Below are 24,807 nucleotides of genomic sequence, written 5' to 3' on the forward strand. Positions count from 1 at the left end.
GTTTGACTCTTTTTGTCATTTAATATCAGATAAATAATTTATCACTGTCACTGTATAACTAATTTTATCTTCAACTAATTTTATCTTCAACTAATTTTATCTTCCTTACTTTCTAACTTACTTGGTAAATTATTAATATCTTTAATTAGGCAATATCTATGATTATTACTTTCACAATATTTTAAGTGCATTTCAATTGTTATTTCATCAGTTTGTAAACTTTCTCAATCATATGTAAGTTTATCTTCTTCACAAAGTAAATAAAAGTTTTGATTTTAGTTTTTTAATTTCTTTATCTTTTTCAGCAAGTTCTTTTTTAAGTTTGTCATATTTAATTAATTCTGTTATATTCATTATTTTTTCTTTCTAAAAATATATGATTTTTTTGCTAAAATACAATAATCATTACTGCATCATAAATATTTATTATCACCATCAATTTTTGATCTACATTTAGGACAACTTTCCCTCATTATTTTTTTCCTTTCTTATTTATCAGAAATAAAGAACCAACTATTTATTAACATTAGTTGGTTTAATTTATTTTTTATCTTATTTGATTTAAAATATTTTCAATATTGTTAACTTTGTCAATTAAAGCTTCCATAATTTGTTCTAAATTACTTAAATTATTTTCTGTTGTTGCTTTAATTTCGTTAATTAAATCGCTAATCGTATTTTTGATATTATTTTCAACCATTTTATAATTTCTCCTTTCTAATTTTTAATATTAATAATTCATCATTTATTTTTCTTAAAAATTAATTTTTTAATAATTTTATGGTTATTTTTGCATTTTAAAGTCAAAAATCAAATATTATAACTTATTTTTTGTTTATTAATAAATTCTAATTTTGCTAAGCAATGCCGAGCATACTTTTTACAATATCATCCGCCTTTTCTGTTTTTAGTTAATTTTGTAAAGTACTCATTGATATAACACTGACATTTATTAATTAATCCTCTCTTATTTGTTAATTTAATTTTTAACTCTTTTCAATAGAGTTCTTTTAAAGACACTTTCAAATCCTCCTTATAAATAGTAAGATTTCTAAATTTTTTATTGTGGAACACTTACCCTTTAACCATTGCAGGTTAAAGATTTATCCCCAAACCACAATAACTCTTTTATATTGCCTAAAAGAATTGCCTCCATTATGTCGTAGCGGTACGGCCACCCCTATATTGTTTATCCTCGCTTGCTTGGTTTTACGACATTCCAAGTAGGAGAGTTTTATTTGGTTGGTTTTGCTGTTATTTTCTTAAACTAAGCAAGGTTAACGACAATTTTAACCTAATTAAAAAAGATAGAATTTTATATCTATCTTTTTCTTAGTTTTTGGTAAATTTATACCAACCGAATATTTTACGCGGTCTAATCCATTTTTATTAAGTAAACAATTCGGAAAGCGAGGTTAATAAATATGAATAATGAAAATACTTTATTATCTAAACCTGAATGAAAATGATACTATTCTTTATTATTTTTTACAAGAGGTGCAAAAGATTATAAAAAAGATCGTGAAAGATATGATAAGCAATTTTTAAGTGAAAGTGGAATTATAGCTTATGATACTGATAAAGGAATTACTGGAACAAGTGCAGTTTTATTAAGTATAATTGTTGCTTTGTGATCTATTTTACCGCAAGTAATAGAATTACCTAATTATTTACAATTTTTAAAATGTGGTTTAGAAAATGTTGATTGAAAAAATAATTATGGAAATGCATTATTAATGTTAATTATTCCGTCTAGTGCTAGTTTTATTTATCAAAAAGCACCTAAAATTATTCCAAATGCAAAGATAAGATTATTAACTAATATTGCAACTAAAATTATTCCAGTTATTATTCTTACTATTTTTATTTGATTTATTTTAAAAATGAAAGCATATTTTAAAGCAAGAGAAAATGAAAAATCAATTAATATTGCTAAACATGCTGAAAATAAAAAATTAAAAATAGAAAAACAAAAAGAATTAATAGTTCAAAAACAAGCTTTAAAAATATTACGAGAGGAAAATAAAAAATATGGCAAAAAAACAAATTAAAAGAAATATTGAAAAAATGCGAATGGATAAAAATATTTGTTGGATGATAATTGATGGTAAAGAGTGTTTTAAAAAAGTAAGTAAAAATTAAAATGGTATTGGTGTTCCTGCTTGTGAAGAACATACTAAAATATTTCAAGAATTAATGAAAGAAACTTATGATTATGGTGTAAATAATAAAAAAGAATATTTAGATCAATATGAAAAAGGTTTTAAAGAAGGAATTGAAGAAGCTAGAACTGAAATTAAGAAAAAATACCCACAAGTTTACAAAAATTAAAATGATGGTAAGATGGTGACGATAGTTTTTGAAATTTTCTATAAAAAATAATGGAGGGATTAAAGTATGACAAACTTTAAATATGATTATAAAGAAAATATGACACAAGATGAAATTAATGCTTTATTAGAACAAAAAGAAAAGCAAGTATTATCTAGTGTTTTATCAAATGCAGAAACTCGTATTAAAACTGAAACAGAAAAACAATATGAAGAAAAAATTAATAGTTATCAGTCAAAAATAAGAGAATATGAGTTATCACAAGTACCACAAGAAAATCGTAAAATAGTTGAAGAATTATTAAATAGTGGTAAAGATATGGAATATATTAAAACTAATTTTAAAGATTTAGTTGAGAAAAAACCAATATTAGATATGAAAAATCTAATGAATGGTGGAATTCAAATTAAAGATGAAAATATGTTTATTGAAGAATTAACACAAAAAATTAAAACTAGTTTAGATGAAAATAAAGATATTCCTGTTAAGGAAAGAATTAAAAATTTAGTTCAAAAAGAATATCAGAAAGGAAAATAAAATATGGCATCAATTATAGGATTACATGAAGGATTTGTTATTGGTAATGGTGTAGCAAATCTAACAACAGAAGGACATTTATTATTATCAGCACAAGAAATGAGAGTTAAAGATATTTTATCAAACCCTGATTATTATACATTTCATCGTTTAACAGCAACAGCACAATCAAGTCCTAATATGGAAAGTGCTGATTATGCAGTAGCAATTTATACAATTCCAGAACGATTATTTTATGGAGATAGTGAGTGAAATCACGAAAAAGGAAACCCAAAACAAAATCAAAATGCTAAGCGTGGTCGTTTAGTAATTGATCATACTATTGGTTTAAAAACACAATGAAGACGATTTGATTTATCTCGTTTAAAAAATACTGATCCATCATTACGAGGTGAATTAGTAGCAAAATGGACAGGTGGATAGGTTACAATAATTTGGACCATATTTATGTAGACTGTAAAAAAATAAGCTAAAATTATTAGGAAAGCAGGAATATAAAAATGGCAAAAAACCAGTACACCGATGAATTCAAGAAACAAATCGTAATGTTATATAAAAATGGTAAAAGTAATATTGAAATTGTTAACGAATATAAAATTTCAAAGGCAGTTCTTTATCAATGAGTAAAAAAATTTGAGAATTCTGGTTCTTTTAAAGCTAAAGACAATCGCTTTGTTGAAGAAAATGAACTTATTCAGTTGCGAAAAGAAAACAAACAATTACGAATGGAAAATGATATTTTAAAGCAAGCAGTACTGATAATCGGCAAAAAGTAATATTAATTACTAACAATAAAGACAAATATTCAGTGAGGAAAATGTGTCAAATATTAAAGATAGCAAAATCAAAGTATTATTATCAAATTAATAAGAACACTAAAACTGAAATTAATATTTATGAAAATGAAGTTATCAGTGCATTTAAAGAAAGCTATAAAGTTTATGGTGCTAGAAAAATTAAAATTATTTTAGCAAGAAAGAACATTATTTTATCTCGACAAAAAATTAGAAGAATTATGGCAATAAATAATTTAGTATCAAAATATACTAAATTAAAATATCGCAATCATAAATCTCCTGTAAATAATGATCAAATTAGTAATATTCTAAATCGTGAGTTTAGTAATAAAAGACAAAATGAAGTTATTGTGAGCGATTTAACCTATGTTCAAGTTGGTTCAAAATGACATTATATTTGCTTACTAATTGATTTATTTAACCGTGAAGTAATTGGCTATAGTGCTGGAACAAATAAAACTGCTGAACTAGTTCAGCAGGCATTTTATAAAATAACATGACCACTAAATCAAATTAGGTTGTTTCATACAGATCGTGGTAATGAATTTAAAAATAAAATTATTGAAGAAATTTTATTAACATTTAATATTAAAAGATCATTAAGTGCAAAAGGTTGCCCTTACGATAACGCAGTAGCTGAAACAACCTATAAAGCTTTTAAAACTGAATTTATTAATGGTCGAAAATTTAAAAATTTAGAACAATTAAAGTTGGAACTATTTAATTTCATTAATTGATACAACAATATTCGAATTCATGGTAGTTTGAATTACTTAACTCCAGTTGAATTTAGAAATCAGAAGTCTACATAAAAAGTGTCCTAAAAAGTGTTGCCATTCCAAAACAAGAAATAAATTTTAATGAATTAATTAATAAGCCTGAATATTTAAGTTATTTAGAAACAGGAAAATATAAAATATTGCAAGAACAAAAATATTATATTGATATTCCTTGAATTATTGCTAATAGAAAAGCGGCTCCGTTAACTATTGGGCAAGGCTTAATGTTTAATTGTGATAATGATGATACGCAAGATTGAATAGAAGAATGATATGAGAAAAACTATGTTTATTCAAAATTATATCAAAATGAATTAGCAAATAGTTTATACGGGCGTAGTGTAATGTATTTATTAAAAATAGAAACTGATGATTTAACGATTGATGTTGCCCCGATTGGTTCAAATGTTCGTATTGCTAAATATTCAGAAATAGAACAATATGCTGAAATGTGAATATTACCTGCTCAATCTGATTATATGTGATATCAAAGAGTACAATTTTATCCTAGAAAAGCAAAAGTAACTTACTATACAGCAAAAGATTTAGAAATTGGAATTTGACAAACTTACGGTGAATTAGAAAGTAAACTAAAACCAGTTTCTACAATGGAATACGACACTGGTATTGATATATTACCTATTGTTGAATTTATTAATTTACCTAAATTAGTGCATGGTACAAAAACAACAGTAGATGCTACCCCTGATTGTTTACTTGTATTTAATTTAATTAAAGATGTACAAGATAATATTTATTATAAAAGAATTGAAAGAATTATTAACCGTACTCATTTTATAGGACAAAAAGATACTACTCATTCACTTGTTGATAACGGTAAAGGTTCAGAAGAATTAGTAAGTGCTCATGCTATTATTACTAGTACAGTACAAGGTTATGCTAATTTAACTGGTAATAGTGGAATGGGTTTAATTCATGCTCAACAAAATTATACTGAAATAACTATTGATAGTGATTATTCTATGAAAATGATATTTAATGGTGCAGGATATGATTATGATAATTTTACTGGTGAAACTTATACTAATAAAACTCAATCTTTAATGAATGGTAAAAATGATATTTAAACTACAAAAAATAAAAGAACATTAAGATTACCAAAATTATATCGTTTATTTGATTATATATTTAGACATTATAAAAAATGAGATAACTTAAATGATGATAATCCAAATAATGATAATGTTAGACCTTATACAATAGAATTTATAGATATTGATATTGTTGATGATATTACACAAGCTGATGTTATTGATAAACGATTAAATAATGGAACTATTACTCATATTGAGGCAATTCATAAGCAAGATAAGGTGACAACTAAAAAAGCAAGAATGATGTATGAAGAAATTAAAACAGAGCAAAAAGAACAATTAGAGCAAGAAATGAGTTATATTGTTGATGATAATCAAACAAGAGAAGAAGATATTAAAGGAGATATACAATAATGCAATTACCTAATATTAATAGTATTTTTAAAAACTTAAATGAAAGAATAATGGATAATAGTGTCCGAGCTGATTTTACTAAATTAGAACTTGATATTAAAAGTAATTATTTCTTTTTTCCATTTATTATTAAAACTGGTTTAGTAAATATTACTGATAAAGGTTTTCAACCTAATAATGGTGTACCACAAAACTTTACACAAATGTCGCAAATATTTACTGGTAAAGAAGGAATAATAGCACAATGAAAAAATGCAATTAAAATTAGATCTAGACATATCCCTGATATTTGAAATTATGATTTTTTCCAAAAAGAAAAAGATTGATTTACCTATTCTATTGATGATTTTAAAAATAGTTTAACAGATAAAATTAGTTATTTATATATTACTAGTACCGAAAAAACTTATTTATGAGATAAAACAAACCAAGTTTTTATTAATAAAGAAGAACCTGAGAATAATTATCCAATTAATGATATTTGAGAAAAAATTAATAATGAAAATGGTTTTAATGTTTATGTTATTAATTTAACTAAAATTAATAAAGTATTAGATAATTTTGCTATTAAAAGAAAATTTAAAGGTGATGCTTATAAATGTCATATTGTAGATTTAAATGATACAGTTGAATTTTCTAAAATTGGTGGTGAAGAATATTTTGGTGAATATACAGCCTGATATGTTGATAGATCAATTACTATTGAAACTACTTATAATTTTCAAAGAGAAGATTTTTTAAGATTTTATTTAGTTCCTTTACAATCTGATAAAGAAGATGTTGATGATAATTTATTAATGTTTATATCAAATGCGCAACCAAAATATAATGATTTAAATGAATTAGTATATTGAGTTATTACTTTTAGTTATGTTAAAGATTATATTAATACTACTGGGCAAACTATTCAGCAATTCGTACAATTTTCCGCTCCAGGTGAAGGCTATGTTATTCCTAAAATAATATGAGATGATTTAGGTATTCCAAAAGATTATGAAATTAATGAGAAATTTACTGGCGATAATGGCATTAAAAGTATTCAATTAACTTTATTAGGTAATAATGGTTTTACTGCTCCTGTTATTTTTGGTCGCCCTATTGAAAATTTAGGTAAATGAAATGAAAAAATATATCCTCAAAGGAGATTATTTATTGACGATTTAAAAATGCCAGTTGCTGATTCATTAACTAAATCATCTAAACCATTAACTACTTATTTATTAACAAATGGTATTCCTGCTATTAATGGTCAATATGATAATTGATTAAAAAGAAAACAAGGTCAATCTAACCAAGAAATTAAAAAGAATTATGAGGGTTATTTGAATACAGATAGAAAATTAACCCAAGCAACTAACCCAAATAATTTAACAATTAAAGATGTTGCTTTAAATTATAAAGGTAATAAAGTTATTAAAGATTTTGATGTTAGAGCAAATGGTTATTTTAAATATAATGTTGATATTGGATATAATACAATTAACCCAAGTAAAAATCGTGGTCAATTAAAAGATATGTTAAATTTATTTAGTGTTATGGTTAATCATATTATTAGTTTACCAATAGATATAACAGAAAGTATTGCATGAACTCAGCGTGATATCCCTATTGTTGGTAAATTTTTAAATGCAATAAGTTTAGGTATTCCGATTTATTGAAAAACTATTGATAATAATACTAATAACTTATATCCAAATATTAAAACAGGAATTCCTTTATTTATTGGTAAGGCAAATTATACATTTTATGATGAAAGTTATTGACCTACTGTTGAAGATAGTACTCGCCCACAAGCAAAAAATCAGGGTAATATACCACTTGATGTTTTTAGATATAATACCCAAGATGAGGTAAATGATATAATTGGTGCTAGTGCAAGTAATACAAGTTGAGCATTTACTTTAACAGATAAAATACAAGTATCAAAATGATCTAAAAGTCAAAAAACAGAAATTGATAAATATGCTTGAATTAGTAGTGTTATGATACCACAATCATTTAATGATGAAGATAGAATTTATTTAATTAATGAAGAAACTATTTCATTACCAACAATGGAAAGTGAAAATTTATTAGCTGATATTGTAGGTAGTGGTAAATATATAATTGATGCAGTTGGTTTTTATAATTTAGGGAAAACTGCTTGTCGTATATATATGTTTTCTGATGATATTGATTTATTTGATCCATATTCAATTATGAGTTATTTTGTTAGTTTACAAACAACAAGTTTATATAATAATTCAGTTCGTGATTGATTAACAATATATTCAGTTAGTTATTTAGATCAATATATCGATGATGATATCGTACACGATTGACCTGTTAAATTACCTGACCCACCACCAAGTATTAATTTTTATCCAGTAATGGTTGATTTACGAAAAGCAGATAGTAATTTAACTGCTAAAAGTATATGAAATGGTAGTGCAAATATGCCTATTCCAGATACAAAAACATATTCACAAGATGTTTTATTATTTGATTTTTCACAATTTGGGGCAACTGATTGGTCACAAGTACAAGAAAATTACGATAGTTTTACATTTACAAATGAAGGAAGTGTAAAAATATGAAATAATGCTCAAGGAACAGAAACAGTTTATGTTGATAAAAATTTAGGTATAAGAAATGTAATAAAAATAGAAGATATAAATTCTAGTGGTTATATGGTTATACTATTTTTAGTAATTTAGAAGAAAAAAATTATCCATGAGGTAGAAAAGAAGGATATCATTTTAAAACACAAATTATATTTTATAATGATGGTGTTAAATTAAAAATGAGAGTAAACTATGAATTATGAGTTAAAGGAGGAAATTATAATCTTTCGGGATATAGTGCAAATGGTACATTTGCGATTGAAACAATTCCTGCTACTACAATTAATTTAAAACAAAATTAAAAAAAGAGATTTAATCTCTTTTTTATTTTTATACTATATTCCCATTATCATCAATTTTTGGTACTGTTGGAATAGAATTATCATTTCATTTATATAAACTTTTAAAATATTTATTTTTTTTTGTATCATCTTCTCATCTTTTAATTAGTACATTTCCTGAAGCTTTTTGTTCAACTAACATTAATCCTGAATTATATCCTTGTTTGATACTATATTGAATAATATATTTTTCGTAGTAGGCAATATTTGTAATTTCACTATTTACAAAATTAAATAAATTAATTTTTCATTTATCTTCTTGTGATGTTCTTCAAATTACTACATAATATTTATTATCAGCTTTTTTAAATGGTTGATCTTTGGGACATATTTGATGTCAATTACCGATATCTTTTCTATCACAATCGCTTGTATTATCTACTTTACAACTAATTAATCCTAGTGTGCTTGTTCCTGCTAAACTAATTGCACCTAATATACTTAATAATTTCTTCATTGTAGAATTTTCCTTCCCTTATTGTCACCATCATACCATATTATTTTAATTTAGTTAAATAAAAAAAGAGATTTAATAATCTCTTTTTTGTCGGGCAGCTTGCCTGCTCTCTAAGAACACACCAGCAACTTTGTTTCTAGAAGTATTTACCGACTAGACTCTGGCCGACAGCAATTACATTTATAATTGCTTATACAATTATTATAAACTATTTTTGGAAATTTACAATTTAAAATTTTAATTTCATGATTTTTTAATAAATCTAAAAATTTAAATATTTCATTATATGAATTTAAATATTTATTTGAAAAGTTTGCTATTATATCAGCACCTTGTATGCAATCTTTTATAGAGTTTAAATGTTTTAATTCCTTAATTCATATATTTTGTTTTCGCAAAAATCCAATCATACGATTAACAGAATAATTTCAATTTAAATATTCTTTTAATTTTGTTTCATCTTTGTTTCATTTTTCTTCATTCTCTAATTCATCAAGATAAATATTAATATAAGAATTACTCTTAATTTTTTCCTTTTTTACTAAGAATTGTAAAAGTGCAGATATCATTTGATTTCGCTTTAATTTAGAATGTTCTTCATCTTTTGCAGATTCATACAATTCTTTTGTACATGTAAATACACAAAATATTGCATCAGTATGTCTTAATTGCGATAAATAATGTTCAATATTTCCTCTTTTTTGAATATTTTTTTTATGTTTTTCATATAACTTTACTATATCATTGCCTTTTAATTCATTCTTTTTTGTTATTAGTTTTCTTTTTTCCTGAAAACACTTTATAAAATAATCACGCTTTTCTTTGCTATTAAAAAGTAAGCCACCATATATAACATGTTTATCATTAATATTTGTAAATTTACCGCTATCATCTAAATATAATCAATATTCATTCACAAGATAACCTCAATTCTAAATTTAAAGTATAGTAGAATTATATACTTTTTTATTTTGTTTTATATCGTTTTTTAAATAAGTGGTGGACAAATTTTATGGTGATGTTAAGATGGTGTCGTAAAATTAAAGAAAGGAAGATAAAATATGAGTTATGAAATTTTAATTGGTATTGGCGTTGGAATTGCTTTTGGTGGTATTTTAGGTTATAAAGGATTAGAACTTTTAATTAAAAAAGTAATGAAAAATAAACTTAAATTATCTACAAATAAAGTAGTAGGACAAGAAACATTAGATGCTATTCATTTAGGTTTAATTCAAACTGCTAATACTTTGGGTCTTGGTAATACAGAATGAGCACAAACATTAGAAACAAATAAACCTATTAGTGAAGATGAGTTTAATCAAATTGTTAAAGTACAAAGAGCCAAAAAATCAATTTCTAAAAAAGATATTAAGTTATCTAATAAAACAATTAAAGTCTAAAAAAAGACTTTTTTTGTTTATAATGGTGATGCAAAGAGGTGAAATTATGGCAGATATAACAAAATTAGAAAGTTTTAAATTAATAACATTAGAAGAGTTTAAAAATTGAGAGGGTTTTGATAAATTAGTAGCACAATATGGGAAAAAACTTTATGATGATAATATTTCAAATTATTTAATTGAGGGAATTACAAGAGCAAGTTTACAATTAGATAGTATTTGTGGTTATCGTTTAGAAACGGAGTTTCTTTTACTTGATCCAAATAGTGAAATTGATAAAAAACGCATTAATTATGTAAAAATTGCTTGTTGTTTACAAACTCAATATTTAATAAGAACTGGGATTGAATATTCTAGTGGTGGTGAAAATAGTAGTGATGGTGTCGCAAGTTATACATATCCTAGTAATATGAAAATTGAATTCTCCCCTGATGTTATAAGTTTATTAGAAAAAGCAAAGTTTTATAAATCACAAACTATAACTAAAATAAATTCTGATAATTATGGTTTTAAAAATGAATATTATACTTGATTTGGTCGCCCTGATACTAATCATAAAGATAGACCAATTATGTTAAGTGAAGCTGATGCTAAATATGTATGAAAAAATAGTATATTTAGATCTAATACTTTATCTATTATTCCTTGAGTAGATACTGAAAAAGTGGTATATGACAAATTGAAATATCACAAGAATTATTAGCAAAATATATTGATAATTATTTTAAAAATATTAAAATTGATAATAAATCAGTGATATATAATTCTAATAATGAATTATCAGTTCCATTTGATAATTATACAATTTATAATGAAAATGGTGTTTGAAAAACAAAACAAGGTGGTCAAATTCCATCAGATGTTATTAAAGATAGTGATTTAAATAAAGATTATATTGATAAAGTTAATAATAAATATATTGTAAAAACATCACAAGATATTAATACTAAACAAGATAAATTAGTAAGCGGTACAAATATTAAAACTATTAATGGTAATTCATTATTAGGTAATGGTGATATTTCAATTAGCGGTGGTAATGATTGAGAAGTAGTTGATATTAGTGATTTTATTCCAGATGGGTCACAATATTTTATTAAAGATTTTAATAAAACAAAATATTAATATAAATTATGAGCAATTTATAAGTATCAACAGAATATTACTTTAACTACAGCTATTGAAACACCCATAAATTATATTGGTGCTATTGAATGAACAAGATATATTCCGACACAAGATAATAATTTAATCGTAAGAAATATATCATTTGGAAATTTTGGTAAAGATATACTTCAAAATATAATACTTTATAGAAAATTGGTGAGTTAATTATTAAATTTAAAAAATAACCAATTAAGGTTATTTTTTATTTTCTAATATTAATTCTAAATTTTTATTTTGTATTTTCATTTTCTTTTTTCCTTTCATTTACAATATAATAATTTATAAAATGCTGTATTCGTTGATTATTAGTATATAATTCAGGTAATTCATTTCATACTTTTTCTTGTTCTTTATTTAAATAAACATTAATATTTCTAATTACAACTTGATGCTTTTTTCCTTTCATTTTTAAACCTTTTATAACAAAGATAATGCATTACTTTATTATTTTTAGCAACAATATTACCGTGATTAATATTTTTATTACATTCATTACATTTTATTTTAATAGAATAATGTTGGTTGAACATATTTTAATCGCTCCTTTGTTAAGTTATAATATTTTTCATTTATTTCAATTCCAATTCATTTGCGATTTAATTGTTCACAAGCAATAGCAGTTGTTCCACTCCCTAAAAAACAATCTAATATAATATCTCCAACTTTACTATGTTTATTAATTTGTAATTTAATTAAATTAATATCTTTAACAGTAGGGTGTTTAATTTCACCCGCATATTGATTATTACTATTAGTAATTTGATAAACAGTTTGCATATCTTGATTTCAAACATTACTATAAGAAATTGGTTTATTATAAATATATAAACATAATTCTTTATCTTTACGATATGCATTATTATTAGGTACATCATTTGTTTTTTTATAAATTATTAATTCAAACTTTAAATTATAATTTTCAATTTCAATTAAATATTTTTTTAATTGTTGTTTTGATAAATAAATAATCATATTTGGTTTTTTACAAATTCGCATTCATTCTTTAAAATATGACTTTATATCAATATTATTTACAAATTCGCCCTCAAGAAATTCAATTTCTCTCTTTCTAATTTGATATTGAACATTTGATGTATTTGGGTTACTAATAATTCTTTTATTATATTCAATATGTTTTTCTTTATTTTCTAATTTTTTAGCAATATCAGGGTAAAGGTAAGGTGGATCAGTTAATATTAAATCAATACTTTTATCAGGTATTGTTTTTAATATTTCTAATGAATCACCAAGTATTAATTCACCTAAATTAGTTTTCATTATTTTTTACCATCATAATTAGCAATAATAATCGCATCTCGTAAATGATTACTTATTTTTTCATTATTATATTTTCAACCTTTACCATATTCATAAGTTAAATTAACATCTTTTTCAAATTCTCATAAACAATTATCATTATATTTACTTAAATTTTCCATATTTTTAACAACTGATTTAGTATGTTTTGGTGATACTCAATTAATACTATTTCAAAATTGTTTTTCAACAACACCTAATAATCTTAATAAATCATCGCGGTCTTTTGAACCATTAGCATTTGTATATAAGCAATTTTCAATATTTATAATTTCATTTTGATATAGATATTCTCAAATAATTTCAATAATATAAGTAGCATGACATTTTCAATCTTTATCATCAAACAATTCTTTTCTAATAAGTTTATTATCTTCAAAAATAGCAATAGCGGTAGTACCAGTTCCTGATGGGTCAATACCAATTTTTATCATGCGTATACATCCTCATCATTGGTATTATTAACTACTGGTACTACATTTGATATATCTTCTTTTTTAACTACATTATTGTTTGTGTCCGCTATTTCTGTATAAGATGCGGTATTTATATTATTTGATAAGGGTTCAACGTTAATTTGCCTCTTATTTTTGGCGACAGTAATATCATTAAATGGTATATAATCAAAATTACCATCTTCTTTAATTTCTTTTTCATCTAAATCAATATCTGAAATATCAATACCCATTTCTAATGCTAATTTACGATATAATTTAGCTTCAACCATTTCTTTTGGTCATTTATTTCAAGGTGAATATTCACTATTTCCACTTGGACTACTATTTTTTAAACGGTCAATATCTGCTTTTCTTAATAATATACCTTGATAATTTCCATTATTATCTTTGGCAAAAGCATAAGCACCAATAATTTCATTATAATCACTAGTATTTACATTAAAATTAATCTCATGTAATTTAGGGCAAGAATTTAAAGTATCTCATTCAAATTTTTCACCTTTAAAAATAATTGCTTTTCTTGGACTATAACCTGCTTCTTCATTTTTTTTACAATAAACTTTACTATCAATAATAGTTGTTAATTTATTTTTAAATGGAATAATATTAAAATCTTTACTAAAAATTAATCCTTTATTACTTAATTTAATAATTCCTAATGCTGTGATTTTAGCATTATCAGCATTATTAATTAATTGCATATAAGATTGTCCATTTTTCATTTTTAATTCTTCAAGTGCTAAAATATTTTCTTTTAAATATTTATCATTAACTTTAATTTCATATTTAATAATTGCACCTTTAATATATTGCTGTAATTCTTTTGCCATATTATTTATCTCCTTTATTTATTTTAAAATTAATACCTTTAATGCCAATTAAATTAATATCTTTATTACTATCTCATTGGTTTTTAATTTCATTTTTAACAATTTTTTCATCAATAATTAAATAATTTTTAATTAAATTAATAAGTTCTAATTTATCTGCATTTTGTAAAAAATCATCATTAATACCAATTAATTCAATATCTTTAATTAATAATTTATCTTTAATAATATTAATACCAACTTTTTTAATTGTTTTGGATCAAGTGATTTATCAATTTCTTCAATTTTTTCCATTACACGAACTTGTTCATCTTGAATTTGGTCTATATCTAAACCCATATCAACAGTTAAATTATTTGCTTTTTCAATTAATTCTTGCTTTTTTAATTCTTGTTCTTTTAAAAATTCTTGTTGTTTTTGTTTGCGAGCTTGTGTCAAATTATTATTAATTTCAACTCTGTATTTTTCAATATAATTTCTATAATTAGTAATTATTTTACCAATTCTATTATGTTCATCTAATAATTTTTGAACAGGTTCTAATCATTCTTTAAAAACAAAATTATTTTTAGTAATAGCACTTGGAATATCTTTTAAATGAACATCTTGATAACCATTTAATGCATAATGATTAATATGTCTAAAAATATACTCAGTTAATTCTTGTTTATTTTCTTCTTTAATTTTTTGAATATTATACGCTAAAAGACTTGCATTTTTAAAATCATCTCCTTTTAAAGGAAATTGAAATGTAATATTATTTACTATATTTTTAACTATATCACTCATTATTTCACATCCTTACTTGGTAATTTGTCATATTTTGAATTATCTTTTAAAACATATTTTTCTTTAACTAAAGTAGAATTATATTCAATAAATTTAGTTTCAAAATCTTCTTTATATAATAATTTTCCTTCTAAAGTATATTGATTGCATTCTAAATCTGCTACATTTTGTTTTAATTTAAATATTTCTTTATCTTTTTTATCAATTTTTTTAATTAACTTATCTTTTTCTGCTTTATGTTCATATCCTAATTTTTGAATAATATCAGCATAAGTTTTAACTGTTTCTTCATGTGCTTGTAAAATATCTGTTAACAAATCATAATAATTAATTTCTTGGTTAAATCAACCAGTTTCTATATCAATATTAGGTTTTATTAATTCTTTAACTGTTTTTGCCATTATTTCAACTCCCGTCTATTTGCTTTAAATGTTTCTGCTTTATTAATAAAGTAAATTATGCAATATTCTTCATCTTTTAAATAATCTTTAATTCAATCATAATATTTTGTTAATCAATCTTCATTATCTTTCAAATAAGATGAAATATTAAATCAGTTATCATCATCAATATTTTCATTCATATAATCAATGTATTCTAATAATTCATTTACTTTTATTCTTTGATATCCATCAAAAACTAATTTATATTTACAATTATTGATATGACTAAAATCAGGTTCTTGATTATGAATACAATCATCAATTTCCATATTAACTAATGATAAACCATTTCTAGTATACATATTAACACTAGCATTTTTTTCATATAAACTTTTAAATCATTGTGTTCCTTGCATATGTTCAGTAAATGATTTTTCTTTTCTTATTTCTATTAACTTAATAAAATTATCTTTTTTTGCATATTAGCAAAGTTATTTTGTATTTTCATTTTCTTTTTTCCTTTCATTTACAATATAATAATTATTTTTTGGTTTATCAAAATATAAATGAGTAAGATTATCAATTTCTTCAGGTGTTAATTTTTTCTTTTCAACTTCAATTTCATAACGATCCATAATTGCTAAACCATAATCTCTATAACAATCTGGGTAATTATCAAACATTTCATTTAATAAATCTTTTAAGTTCATATTATTCACATCCTTTTTCACATAATCATTCAATATTTTTATCTTCTAAATCTAAAATCATAACCTTATTTCCATAAAGGTTATAATTTTTGCTATTAATTTCAGCTTCTTTTTTTGTATAAAATGATAAAGTATCAATGCTATATGCTTGTTTAATTACTAATAAATATCTTTTATTCATAATTTAATTCTCCTAATTCTGTTTACCTAATGCTCAATGTTCATCAGTCATATCTTCAAATGATACTGAATAACTTTTAAGCATTAATTCATTTAATTTATTAATAGTTTTTTTATTTAACTTTTTCATATATACCTCCTGTAATTTTTGGTAATTGTTGGTATATTAACTACAATGTTCTACAATTTGTAGTTACTTGTAGTTGTAAGTACCTTCTCATCAAGTCCCCACTAGTAGATTAATTAAGAAATCCTTGCCCAGTTCTTAAAAGTTCTTCAACCTCTACGCACACGATTTTATTTTTTTCTTGTTAATTAAAAGTTATGAATACAGCACTATCTGTTTATCTTAATCAAAGTTATTAATAATTTACAAAATCGCAAAAAACAAGTTAACAGCTCTAATGATTTCATACCGGCAAAATGCCTTGCGGGGGAATCTTCCCTTAAAAAATATGTAATTGTAAAATTAAACACTTGTAGAGCCAATATATTTAATTTTTAGAGTTAATTTTCAAATAAAAAAATCAACTCTTTAATAAGAGTTGATTTTTCCTACTTCATCCTTTATTCTACATTATTAAAAAACAATATGGTATGAAAGGTGGAATGCTTCGCCGTCGATATTATGAACAGAACTATTATGAAAAACAAAAATTCCGAAATCGAAGACTACTTGATAGTACCAACATAACTCTTACCAAGTAAGAAAATAAACTATCGGTAGTTTGAACTAAAACCTACTTTTTAAGTAGACGTGGGTCAAATCCCACCCGATTTATGTTGTTAAGAGAAAGGAAGTGTTATTTTGTCGTCAAATAATAATTCGAATTCAACTAAAGATAGGGTGAATGTAACTTCGATAAATAATCCTTATGAATTTTGTGATGCTTGTGGGTTAGACAAACAGCATTCAGAAATAATCCGTATTACTGGACCATTCTCCAAAACGGACTTATGTCATGAAGACAGTAAGAAATTAGTTGAAAAAATTGAAACAGAATTAATTAAAACAAAGAAGGAAGGTAAACAATAATGTTAAATAGAGTAACGTTAGTTGGAAGACTAACAAGAGATTTAGAACTATGTAGTTCAGTTAATGGTAAACCATATGTAGGATTTACATTAGCAGTGAAAAGAATATCGGCAATTGTTAAAAGAATTCATTAATAATAATTATGATTTAACAGAAAAATCATTAATTGTAATGGGTGATGGTGCTGAATGAATTAAAAAAATAGTAGAATATTTTAAATCAGACTATATCTTAGATGAGTTTCATTTAATGACTAAAGTTCACCGTTGTTTTAATTTTCGTCAATTAAGTAAAGATTCAAAAAAAGTGCTAACAATAGAAGAAACACAGAAAAAAACAATCTATCAAGATTTATATGCTTTTGTTCGAAAAGGGGAAGTTGATCATATCTTAGATTACTTAAAACCATTTTTAACAAAAGAAATGCAAGAAGTATACCCATTTTTAAAGGATAAAAAAGACAAAGTTAAAGAATTAATTAAATATATTACTACAAATGCTAATGGAATTAGAAATTATCAGAATAAATATTATATTGGTTGTCAAACTGAATCACAAATTTCACATAATGTTAAGGTATTAAAATCTTATGGAGCAAAAGCATATAGTGAAATTGTTTTTCGAAATATGTTATCGATGCGAATGGCAAAGGTTAATCAATGAAATCCAATCCAACTCATTATTAATGAACACATTGAAGAAGTAAAAGAAGCAACTGAATATTATCGCCAAAATATGTGATTTCATCCAACAAATGAGAATCATGATTATGCGCCAAAACAAGGTTCAGTTCCAATCTTAAAATCAAAAGAGAGAGGAATAACAAAATTAATTAGAAAAGTTCTTAGTTCAAAAAACTAACCGGTTAACAATTTGGAGCAAATTTTAATAATTTGCATTTTTGCTGTTGCAGAATATAAATATTTATGGTTTAATTAGATTAACTTAAAAAGACATAGTTTTGTTAATGCTTTTATACCAAAAAGCATTAAATTTATGTCTACTAAAGAAACACTTACTTTATTCCAACTATTTTTTATTATTTAAAAGTTTATATCTTGTTTTTATTATTGTTTTCTTATATAATAACTTACAAAGAGGCCCGTAAAGGAGGAACAAAAATGGGATATAATCCAACAGTAAATAATGCAGAAGTTGCAGCGAAAAGTAGTTTTCTAGGCAAATTCTTTGTTTATATTTGGTTTATTTTAATTTTTCCAATTTTCTTATTTATTTTATCAAGAAATAATTTGATTCGTAATAAAGAAAAAATTGAAGAAACAGCATCAGATATTGATGTACAATTAAAACGAAGAGTTGATATGTTAACAAAGTTAATTGATAGCACAAAACAATATATGAAGTATGAAAAAGATACCTTAACAACAATTGTTGAATTAAGAAGTCAAGCTAATCAAAACTTAAATGTGAAAGAATTAGACAAGGTTAATAATGCAATTACTAGTCAAGCAGGAAAAATTAATGTTTTATTAGAAAATTATCCAGATTTAAAAGCAAACAACAGTGTTATTGAGTTACAAACAGGAATTAAAGATTGTGAAGATAATATTGCAGCTGCTCGTCGTTTTTATAATTCAGCAGTTCGTGATTTTAATGCCCGTTTAAAAACTTGGCCATCAAATGTTGCGGCAAGTTCATTACGTTTGAATACGTTCTTATATTTTGAAGCAGATGTTGCTGATCGCCAAGATGTTAAAATAGATTTAGGACAATAATTAATTGTTTCTAATTCTATTTTTTAAATTAATGAAGGAATTAAAATTAGCAAATGGAAAATAATATAACATCTTTAGAAGCGGTTGTTACAGAGAAATTTACTGAACTGGTTATGAAACATAAACTAACAAGCATTAATTTTAAGTATTTTAAAAAAACGCTATATGTGTTTAAATTGATTTTTAATGACAATTACTTTTTTATTATGATTTTTGTTAATAATCAGTTTTATTAATATTCGATTCTCCTTTTTAGCTGTATTAAGTTCCTTGGGAGTGATTGGACAAGTTATTCTTATTCTTGTAAGTTTAGTTACATTAAGTTGTGCGGGATACCTAACATTTAAATATTGAAAAGCAATAAAATTACAGAAACTTATCATTCAAGAATTACCTCTTGCAGAATTCTATCAAATAGCGATGGATGCTATTGCAACAAAGAAATATCAAGTTGATACAGTTAAAAAAGAGTTTAACCTTTTTCCTCATGTTGGAGTGCCATCAAAAAGTGAAATTAGACAAGATTATGTTATTAATTTTCAAACAACAAATGTGAATTATTCATTTGGAACTTTAACAAGAAAAGAAGTAATTGATGCTGGTAAAAGCAAAGATATTATTTATACTTGTTATCCATATTTAACAATTGATGTTAATGAAGTATGAGACTTAGTTGCAACAATTAAAGCTATGCGGACTTTTTTTAAAAATCTTTAAATCAAAAGATAATACTGATTTGGAATCAACAGAATTCGAAAAAATATTTGCTGTTAATGCAAATGATCAAATTTTAATTCGAAAGTTATTAACACCAAAGGTAATCGTTAACCTAATCAAATTAGCTAATGACAATAAAAAATCCCCTTAATGCAATTTGATGGGCGATATATTACAATTGTTTTTAGCAATTACAATGTGAATAGTTTTAATGATATAACTGGCTGCTTACTTGGCTTTTCTTTTGTTGGAACTTACCAAGAAGCAATAACGAATGTTATTAATGTTATTTGTAAGGATCTACAATGATTATTAAGATCATTACAATGAATTGAAGCGTATGATTTTAAGAAGTAGTTTTTGATGGGGGAATTGGTCGGTTTAAAATAATTAGATTAACAGTGTTAAAACCACCGATAATAGAACAACTTCATAAAGCATAGCCTAAACCAGCATATCATAACTGTTTAATTGCATTATTAAAAGTTGTTTTTAAAATTAATTGAATTGAAACAATTGTTAAGAAGAAAAAAACAAGGGTAATAATAAAAACAAAAATATAAAAGTATAAGCTTAAACTTAATCTATTTTTATCATTATCATAGTGATAAATTTTTGAAAAAACAAAGGGGTTTTTAATAATTAAATAGTTAATAAATAATAATAGTAGATTAATGACAATAAAAATTGAGCAGTACATTAATTTATCTTGGGCGGACATTTTTTTTTGTAATAAAAAGATAATTAGAAAAATAATTGTAACCAAACCCAAAGTTGCAAGAAGCCATAATAAATGTCATTTTATTTTTTTAAGATAACTACGAATATTAATAATTTCCATTCTGAACTCCTTTTCTGCTAGTTGGTTATATCTTACTATAAATTTATAAGATAATATTATTTTTTCGGTTTTTATGGTTAAATATAAATGGAAAACTTGAGGAGGACATTTATGTATAAAGTGATTAAAGTAACCCCGTTTTTTTCGGAACGATTATGAGGTGGCCATAAGTTGGCTGATTTTGGGTTTCAATTACCAACAAATGATTTATATGGCGAAGCATGAGTTATTAGTGCTTTAGATAATGGAATGAGTTATATTGCAAGTGGAAAAGAACAAGGGGTTTCTTTAAAATCCTTTTATCAAAACCATCCTGAATATTTTGGCACTACGGAAAAAGATTTTCCGTTATTGTCAAAAATTATAACGGCAAATGATTATTTATCAGTGCAAGTGCATCCTGATGATGAATACAGTTTAAAACATAATAGAATGTTAGGAAAACCAGAATGCTGATATATTCTTGATTGTCCACCTGATGCTAAGATGATTTATGGACATCAAGCACAAACAAAAGCTGAATTAATTACAATGGTTGAACAAAAAGCATGGAAGCAATTATTTACCGAAGTAAAAGTTCAAAAGGGGGATTTTTTATATGTTCCACCGGGGAAAGTACATGCAATAACACCGGGGGTAACTGTTTTTGAGTTACAACGTTCATCGGATGTTACATATCGTTTTTATGATTTTGATCGTATGGATAAAGATGGAAACTTGCGTCCCTTGCATTTGCAAGAATGTTTTGATGTGACAACAGTTCCCGATTCAAATGAGCAAGTACAACATATTATAGAAGGAATTTTGGTTGATAATCAATATTTTACTTTACATTTACTAACAAAAACGCAAGAACTTGATTTATCATCCGCAAAATGGGGGCAAGTAACAGTTGTCGAAGGGGAAATTATTATTGGGACAGTAAACCTTAAGGCCGGGGAATCAGCAATTATTGTTGATTTAAATCAGAAGATTACTGTTACTGTTAATGGTAAAGCACTATTAAGTTATAAAAAATAAATGGTTTAGGCGAAACTTTTTTTTATATAGAAAAAAGTTCCATTTTACTTAAAAAAATAGATTTTTTTAAGTATTTTATTGCTTTTTAATGTTTAATATAATAAACTTCTTATAGAAAGGAGAAAACTATATGTACAATGAAATTTTTAATGAGAAACATATCATTTTAGATTCAACTGCAAAAACTAAAGAAGATGCTTTTTTAGAACTTGCTAAGTTGGCTGAAACATTAGGATATGTTTCTGACCCGAACGAACTTGTTAAGGGTTTTGAGGCTCGTGAAAAAGAATCTTCGACAGGTTTTGAAGATGGTTTTGCAATTCCGCATGCACGGATTGAAGCAGTTAAAAAGGAAGCAGTCTTATTTATTCGTTTCAAAGATTCTGTTGATTGAAAAGCAATGGATGGAAAACCAACAAAAGTTGCAATTGCTTTAATAATTCCTGAAGCTAAATCAGGTGATATTCATTTAGGAATTTTAAGTGAAGTTGCACGGAAATTAATGGATGAAAACTTTAAAAAAGAAATGAAAGTTGAAACAAATAAGGCTAAGATTCAAGCAGCACTGTTGGGTGGTTCTGATCAAAATGATCCTAAAAAACCACTAAAACCAACTGGCGAAAAACCGTTGATTTTAGTAATGACCGCTTGTGCAACGGGAGTAGCACATACTTTCTTAGCTGCTGATAAATTAAATCAAACTGGTCCAAAATTAGGATATGACATTAAAGTTGAAACGCATGGGGCAGAAGGAATTCGCAATGATTTTACTGAAGCAGAAATTAAACGTGCGGAAGTAATTATTGCGGCAACTGATATTGGTCTTGATATGGCAAGATTTGGTGGGAAAAAAGTATATATTTGTCCTGTTGCTAAAGCAATTAAAGACCCTGAAGGAGTTATTAACGTTGCTTTAAAAGAGGGAAAAACCGAACCAGTTGGAGAATTTGCAACAAAAAGTGCCGGTAACAATGGTCAAAAAGTTGGAATCATGAAACACTTGATGGCAGGGGTTTCATATATGGTGCCAATTGTTATCTTGGGGGGGGATTTTTATTGCCATCTCACTTGGATTGGCCAAAGCAATTTATGGCCCTAACTATGAGAACTTTCATGGTTCTTCAAAAGGAATGGGTTGAATTCCTGGCCCAACAGGAAAAACAGCACATTGAGGAGAGTTATTCTATACTGATCCATTAACTGATCCTAAAAACTTTTTCTATTATTTAAATATCTTGGGGGCATCAGCATTTACCTTAATGATTCCTGTTTTAGGAGCATTTATTGCTAACTCAATTGCTGGTCGTTCTGCAATTGCACCAGCAATTGTTGTATCATTTATTGGTAACAATGCTGCTAACTTTTATCCTTTGCCCGGGATTGAAGCAGTTAATACTCCGACCGGATTTATTGGAGCGATTACGGCGGGATTAGCTGTTGGTTATACGGTTAAATGGATTAATACGTGAAACGTACCAAAAGGTTTAAAACCAGTAATGCCAATCTTCTTTATTCCAATTGTTGTTGGATTTGTTTATGGAATGATTATGATGTTCGTAATTGGTTCAACAGTTGGATGAGTAATGGGAAAATTCCAAGATTGAATTTCAAAAACATGAGGAAATACTACAAATGCTGCTAATGTAGCAATTGGATTAGCCTTTGGTTTATTAATTGGAGCAATGGCTGGATTTGATATGGGAGGACCAGTTAATAAAGTTGCTTTCTTAGCATGTACTGGATTAATTGGTTCGAAAATTTATACTCCAATGGGAGCAATGGCAGTTGCTATTCCAGTTGCACCAATGGGAATGGGAATTGCAACATGAATATTTAAACCATTCTATAATGAAGAACAACGAACAATGGGTTCAACAGCATTCTTTATGGGTTGCATCGGAATCTCAGAAGGAGCTATTCCGTTTGCAGTAAATGATCCAAAACGTGTTATTTCAAGTAACATTGTTGGTTCAGCAATTGCGGGTGGTTTAGCTGGAGCAGTGGGTATTGCTGATTTAGCGGGTCATGGTGGTCCAATTGTTGGATTCTTGTCAGCTTTAGGTCGTGGAAATGGTGATACTGGAGTTTATGGTTGAGCTAGTGCTTGAGGATGAACATTATTAGCATTCTTATTTATGGCGATTGGAGCGTTAATTACTGCCTTTATGTACGGATTTTGACAAATTGCAGATAAAAAACGTACAGGTGAAACAATTTCAATGAAACAATTTGTTTTAAAAACACGTTCCGATAAAGTTGCTGCTGATAAAAAAATCAAAGCAGCTAAAAAAGAAAACAAAAATAACATTGCTAAAAAACAATCTTCAAAGCGAAACTAAACAAATAAAAAAATTAATAACGTATGTTATTAATTTTTTATTTTTGTGTATAATGGAAGATATTACAAAGGAGGAAACTAAATAATGTTAATGGTAAAATCATTGTTTGATGTTTTTCCGTGATGAGCAGCATTATTAATTGTCATTGTAATTTTAACAGTTGTTGTTGGACTTGTTTTGTTCTTTAAACGAAAAACAGATCAAATTGAAAATCATAGTGAAAAGGTTGCGGTTGAAAGTTTATGACAAAAAATTCATAAAAACCGTAAGAATAAGAAAGCAAAAAAACTAGAAATTAAGAAAAAAACGGAAAAGAAAAAACAAAAATAGTAAAAATGGAGGCACTAATGAATTTCATGAGTTATAGTTTTGGTGGATGAAAGGGGCCATGAGGTTTTTTGACCCTTTAGGTAGTCAATGAGCACAACCCAAGGGACCTGTTTCTTTTGGGATTGAATTTGGAATTGGTTTAAGTATGGTTGTTGTTTTATTATTAATAGTGTTTTGTTGCCAAAGTTTAATGCTAAGTTAGCAGCAAAAAACGCTTTTCGTTATGGTCTGGGTAGTTAT

The 24,807-nt window shown here is 25.5% G+C and carries 37 protein-coding genes and 1 pseudogene; 24 read left to right on the top strand and 14 right to left on the bottom strand.

Annotated features, from left to right (window positions below; all coding sequences use genetic code 4):
• Nucleotides 1-547: 547 nt before the first annotated feature.
• Together ACOBWH_RS00675 and ACOBWH_RS00680 are read right to left on the bottom strand one after the other, a co-directional pair.
• The gene (locus ACOBWH_RS00675) at nt 548-700 is read right to left on the bottom strand and encodes a hypothetical protein (protein ID WP_424526632.1); all 153 of its coding nucleotides are present in this window, start codon (nt 698-700) and stop codon (nt 548-550) included.
• Between the two features lie 17 nt (nt 701-717).
• Nucleotides 718-1,020 (bottom strand): hypothetical protein, encoded by a 303-nt coding sequence (locus tag ACOBWH_RS00680; RefSeq protein ID WP_424526633.1) that lies wholly within the window; start codon nt 1,018-1,020, stop codon nt 718-720.
• A gap of 404 nt (nt 1,021-1,424) precedes the next feature.
• Between ACOBWH_RS00680 and ACOBWH_RS00685 the strand changes: the two genes are divergently transcribed.
• From ACOBWH_RS00685 to ACOBWH_RS00725, 9 genes are all read left to right on the top strand, one after another.
• Nucleotides 1,425-2,051 carry a hypothetical protein gene (locus tag ACOBWH_RS00685; protein WP_424526133.1) on the top strand — a complete coding sequence of 209 codons (627 nt, stop codon included), beginning with the start codon at nt 1,425-1,427 and terminating at the stop codon, nt 2,049-2,051.
• Nucleotides 2,052-2,196: 145 nt separating this feature from the next.
• Nucleotides 2,197-2,331 carry a hypothetical protein gene (locus ACOBWH_RS00690; RefSeq protein WP_424526634.1) on the top strand — a complete coding sequence of 45 codons (135 nt, stop codon included), beginning with the start codon at nt 2,197-2,199 and terminating at the stop codon, nt 2,329-2,331.
• Between the two features lie 66 nt (nt 2,332-2,397).
• Nucleotides 2,398-2,868 (top strand): hypothetical protein, encoded by a 471-nt coding sequence (locus tag ACOBWH_RS00695; protein ID WP_424526635.1) that lies wholly within the window; start codon nt 2,398-2,400, stop codon nt 2,866-2,868.
• Between the two features lie 3 nt (nt 2,869-2,871).
• The gene (locus tag ACOBWH_RS00700; protein WP_424526636.1) at nt 2,872-3,291 is read left to right on the top strand and encodes a hypothetical protein; all 420 of its coding nucleotides are present in this window, start codon (nt 2,872-2,874) and stop codon (nt 3,289-3,291) included.
• Nucleotides 3,292-3,368: 77 nt separating this feature from the next.
• Nucleotides 3,369-4,477, top strand: a protein-coding gene (locus ACOBWH_RS00705; protein ID WP_424526637.1) for an IS3 family transposase whose coding sequence is annotated in 2 segments (ribosomal slippage) — nt 3,369-3,609 and nt 3,609-4,477 — 1,110 coding nt in all. Because the reading frame shifts where the segments join, the coding sequence is not laid out codon by codon here.
• 107 nt (nt 4,478-4,584) lie between these two features.
• A complete protein-coding gene (locus ACOBWH_RS00710) occupies nt 4,585-5,532 on the top strand; it encodes a hypothetical protein (protein WP_424526638.1) in 948 nt (315 codons plus the stop codon).
• Nucleotides 5,533-5,778: 246 nt separating this feature from the next.
• The gene (locus tag ACOBWH_RS00715) at nt 5,779-5,913 is read left to right on the top strand and encodes a hypothetical protein (RefSeq protein WP_424526639.1); all 135 of its coding nucleotides are present in this window, start codon (nt 5,779-5,781) and stop codon (nt 5,911-5,913) included.
• On the top strand, nt 5,913-8,609 hold the full coding sequence (locus ACOBWH_RS00720; protein WP_424526640.1) for a hypothetical protein: 2,697 nt from the start codon (nt 5,913-5,915) through the stop codon (nt 8,607-8,609). The genes ACOBWH_RS00715 and ACOBWH_RS00720 overlap by 1 nt, the downstream gene beginning before the upstream one ends.
• Before the next feature lie 86 nt (nt 8,610-8,695).
• Entirely contained in the window at nt 8,696-8,818 is a 123-nt protein-coding gene (locus tag ACOBWH_RS00725) for a hypothetical protein (RefSeq protein ID WP_424526641.1), read from the top strand.
• A 28-nt stretch (nt 8,819-8,846) separates the two neighbouring features.
• Here ACOBWH_RS00725 and ACOBWH_RS00730 read toward each other — a convergent pair whose 3' ends face one another.
• Together ACOBWH_RS00730 and ACOBWH_RS00735 are read right to left on the bottom strand one after the other, a co-directional pair.
• Nucleotides 8,847-9,314: a lipoprotein gene (locus tag ACOBWH_RS00730; protein ID WP_424526642.1), complete on the bottom strand. Its 468-nt coding sequence runs from the start codon at nt 9,312-9,314 to the stop codon at nt 8,847-8,849.
• A 146-nt stretch (nt 9,315-9,460) separates the two neighbouring features.
• On the bottom strand, nt 9,461-10,231 hold the full coding sequence (locus ACOBWH_RS00735) for a DUF3800 domain-containing protein (protein ID WP_424526643.1): 771 nt from the start codon (nt 10,229-10,231) through the stop codon (nt 9,461-9,463).
• Between the two features lie 144 nt (nt 10,232-10,375).
• On the opposite strand from ACOBWH_RS00735, the gene ACOBWH_RS00740 reads away from it, so the two are divergent.
• From ACOBWH_RS00740 to ACOBWH_RS00750, 3 genes are read left to right on the top strand one after another with little or no spacing between them, the layout of a single operon-like run.
• On the top strand, nt 10,376-10,714 hold the full coding sequence (locus tag ACOBWH_RS00740) for a hypothetical protein (RefSeq protein ID WP_424526376.1): 339 nt from the start codon (nt 10,376-10,378) through the stop codon (nt 10,712-10,714).
• Between the two features lie 46 nt (nt 10,715-10,760).
• The gene (locus ACOBWH_RS00745; RefSeq protein ID WP_424526644.1) at nt 10,761-11,417 is read left to right on the top strand and encodes a hypothetical protein; all 657 of its coding nucleotides are present in this window, start codon (nt 10,761-10,763) and stop codon (nt 11,415-11,417) included.
• Nucleotides 11,360-11,839 carry a hypothetical protein gene (locus tag ACOBWH_RS00750; RefSeq protein WP_424526645.1) on the top strand — a complete coding sequence of 160 codons (480 nt, stop codon included), beginning with the start codon at nt 11,360-11,362 and terminating at the stop codon, nt 11,837-11,839. Before ACOBWH_RS00745 ends, ACOBWH_RS00750 begins: the two co-directional genes overlap by 58 nt.
• 271 nt (nt 11,840-12,110) lie before the next feature.
• Here ACOBWH_RS00750 and ACOBWH_RS00755 read toward each other — a convergent pair whose 3' ends face one another.
• The 9 genes from ACOBWH_RS00755 to ACOBWH_RS00795 all read right to left on the bottom strand — a co-directional run bounded on the left by ACOBWH_RS00755 (nt 12,111) and on the right by ACOBWH_RS00795 (nt 16,549).
• Nucleotides 12,111-12,287, bottom strand: coding sequence for a hypothetical protein (locus ACOBWH_RS00755; RefSeq protein ID WP_424526646.1), 177 nt, complete (start codon nt 12,285-12,287; stop codon nt 12,111-12,113).
• Between the two features lie 98 nt (nt 12,288-12,385).
• Entirely contained in the window at nt 12,386-13,159 is a 774-nt protein-coding gene (locus ACOBWH_RS00760; protein WP_424526647.1) for a DNA-methyltransferase, read from the bottom strand.
• Nucleotides 13,159-13,632: a hypothetical protein gene (locus ACOBWH_RS00765; protein ID WP_424526648.1), complete on the bottom strand. Its 474-nt coding sequence runs from the start codon at nt 13,630-13,632 to the stop codon at nt 13,159-13,161. Before ACOBWH_RS00765 ends, ACOBWH_RS00760 begins: the two co-directional genes overlap by 1 nt.
• Nucleotides 13,626-14,486, bottom strand: a complete 861-nt coding sequence (locus ACOBWH_RS00770; protein WP_424526649.1) for a recombinase RecT — start codon at nt 14,484-14,486, stop codon at nt 13,626-13,628. Before ACOBWH_RS00770 ends, ACOBWH_RS00765 begins: the two co-directional genes overlap by 7 nt.
• Nucleotides 14,487-14,693: 207 nt before the next feature.
• On the bottom strand, nt 14,694-15,275 hold the full coding sequence (locus tag ACOBWH_RS00775; protein WP_424526650.1) for a hypothetical protein: 582 nt from the start codon (nt 15,273-15,275) through the stop codon (nt 14,694-14,696).
• Nucleotides 15,275-15,676: a hypothetical protein gene (locus tag ACOBWH_RS00780; protein ID WP_424526651.1), complete on the bottom strand. Its 402-nt coding sequence runs from the start codon at nt 15,674-15,676 to the stop codon at nt 15,275-15,277. Before ACOBWH_RS00780 ends, ACOBWH_RS00775 begins: the two co-directional genes overlap by 1 nt.
• On the bottom strand, nt 15,676-16,074 hold the full coding sequence (locus ACOBWH_RS00785; protein WP_424526652.1) for a hypothetical protein: 399 nt from the start codon (nt 16,072-16,074) through the stop codon (nt 15,676-15,678). The genes ACOBWH_RS00780 and ACOBWH_RS00785 overlap by 1 nt, the downstream gene beginning before the upstream one ends.
• Before the next feature lie 75 nt (nt 16,075-16,149).
• Nucleotides 16,150-16,368, bottom strand: a complete 219-nt coding sequence (locus ACOBWH_RS00790; protein ID WP_424526653.1) for a hypothetical protein — start codon at nt 16,366-16,368, stop codon at nt 16,150-16,152.
• Nucleotide 16,369: 1 nt separating this feature from the next.
• Nucleotides 16,370-16,549 (bottom strand): hypothetical protein, encoded by a 180-nt coding sequence (locus tag ACOBWH_RS00795; protein WP_424526654.1) that lies wholly within the window; start codon nt 16,547-16,549, stop codon nt 16,370-16,372.
• 846 nt (nt 16,550-17,395) lie between these two features.
• On the opposite strand from ACOBWH_RS00795, the gene ACOBWH_RS00800 reads away from it, so the two are divergent.
• The 7 genes and pseudogenes from ACOBWH_RS00800 (at nt 17,396) to ACOBWH_RS00830 (ending at nt 20,394) form a co-directional block, all read left to right on the top strand.
• Entirely contained in the window at nt 17,396-17,584 is a 189-nt protein-coding gene (locus ACOBWH_RS00800; protein ID WP_424526655.1) for a hypothetical protein, read from the top strand.
• A pseudogene (locus tag ACOBWH_RS00805) lies at nt 17,584-17,682 on the top strand (single-stranded DNA-binding protein); the annotation flags it as partial. The gene ACOBWH_RS00800 and the pseudogene ACOBWH_RS00805, both read left to right, overlap by 1 nt.
• 16 nt (nt 17,683-17,698) lie before the next feature.
• Nucleotides 17,699-18,445: a UPF0236 family transposase-like protein gene (locus ACOBWH_RS00810; protein WP_424526656.1), complete on the top strand. Its 747-nt coding sequence runs from the start codon at nt 17,699-17,701 to the stop codon at nt 18,443-18,445.
• A gap of 260 nt (nt 18,446-18,705) precedes the next feature.
• Nucleotides 18,706-19,320: a LemA family protein gene (locus tag ACOBWH_RS00815; RefSeq protein WP_424526657.1), complete on the top strand. Its 615-nt coding sequence runs from the start codon at nt 18,706-18,708 to the stop codon at nt 19,318-19,320.
• Nucleotides 19,321-19,485: 165 nt separating this feature from the next.
• Nucleotides 19,486-20,037: a hypothetical protein gene (locus tag ACOBWH_RS00820; RefSeq protein WP_424526658.1), complete on the top strand. Its 552-nt coding sequence runs from the start codon at nt 19,486-19,488 to the stop codon at nt 20,035-20,037.
• A gap of 19 nt (nt 20,038-20,056) precedes the next feature.
• Nucleotides 20,057-20,188, top strand: a complete 132-nt coding sequence (locus ACOBWH_RS00825; protein WP_424526659.1) for a DUF3137 domain-containing protein — start codon at nt 20,057-20,059, stop codon at nt 20,186-20,188.
• On the top strand, nt 20,188-20,394 hold the full coding sequence (locus tag ACOBWH_RS00830; RefSeq protein ID WP_424526660.1) for a hypothetical protein: 207 nt from the start codon (nt 20,188-20,190) through the stop codon (nt 20,392-20,394). The genes ACOBWH_RS00825 and ACOBWH_RS00830 overlap by 1 nt, the downstream gene beginning before the upstream one ends.
• Here the strand turns inward: ACOBWH_RS00830 and ACOBWH_RS00835 are convergent.
• Nucleotides 20,384-20,878: a hypothetical protein gene (locus ACOBWH_RS00835; RefSeq protein ID WP_424526661.1), complete on the bottom strand. Its 495-nt coding sequence runs from the start codon at nt 20,876-20,878 to the stop codon at nt 20,384-20,386. The two genes, ACOBWH_RS00830 and ACOBWH_RS00835, sit on opposite strands and share 11 nt — an antisense overlap.
• Before the next feature lie 111 nt (nt 20,879-20,989).
• Between ACOBWH_RS00835 and ACOBWH_RS00840 the strand changes: the two genes are divergently transcribed.
• The 5 genes from ACOBWH_RS00840 (at nt 20,990) to ACOBWH_RS00860 (ending at nt 24,769) form a co-directional block, all read left to right on the top strand.
• Nucleotides 20,990-21,898 carry a type I phosphomannose isomerase catalytic subunit gene (locus tag ACOBWH_RS00840; protein WP_424526662.1) on the top strand — a complete coding sequence of 303 codons (909 nt, stop codon included), beginning with the start codon at nt 20,990-20,992 and terminating at the stop codon, nt 21,896-21,898.
• Nucleotides 21,899-22,028: 130 nt separating this feature from the next.
• Entirely contained in the window at nt 22,029-22,997 is a 969-nt protein-coding gene (locus ACOBWH_RS00845; protein WP_424526663.1) for a fructose PTS transporter subunit IIA, read from the top strand.
• Nucleotides 22,972-24,237: a PTS fructose transporter subunit IIC gene (locus ACOBWH_RS00850; RefSeq protein WP_424526664.1), complete on the top strand. Its 1,266-nt coding sequence runs from the start codon at nt 22,972-22,974 to the stop codon at nt 24,235-24,237. The genes ACOBWH_RS00845 and ACOBWH_RS00850 overlap by 26 nt, the downstream gene beginning before the upstream one ends.
• 84 nt (nt 24,238-24,321) lie before the next feature.
• Complete coding sequence (locus ACOBWH_RS00855) at nt 24,322-24,567, top strand: hypothetical protein (RefSeq protein WP_424526665.1); 246 nt, start codon at nt 24,322-24,324, stop codon at nt 24,565-24,567.
• Between the two features lie 46 nt (nt 24,568-24,613).
• Entirely contained in the window at nt 24,614-24,769 is a 156-nt protein-coding gene (locus ACOBWH_RS00860) for a hypothetical protein (protein ID WP_424526666.1), read from the top strand.
• The last annotated feature ends 38 nt before the right edge of the window (nt 24,770-24,807 follow it).

It is taken from the genome of Spiroplasma endosymbiont of Glossina fuscipes fuscipes (genome assembly GCF_049669535.1).
Classification (GTDB): Bacteria; Bacillota_I; Bacilli_A; order Mycoplasmatales; family Mycoplasmataceae; genus Spiroplasma.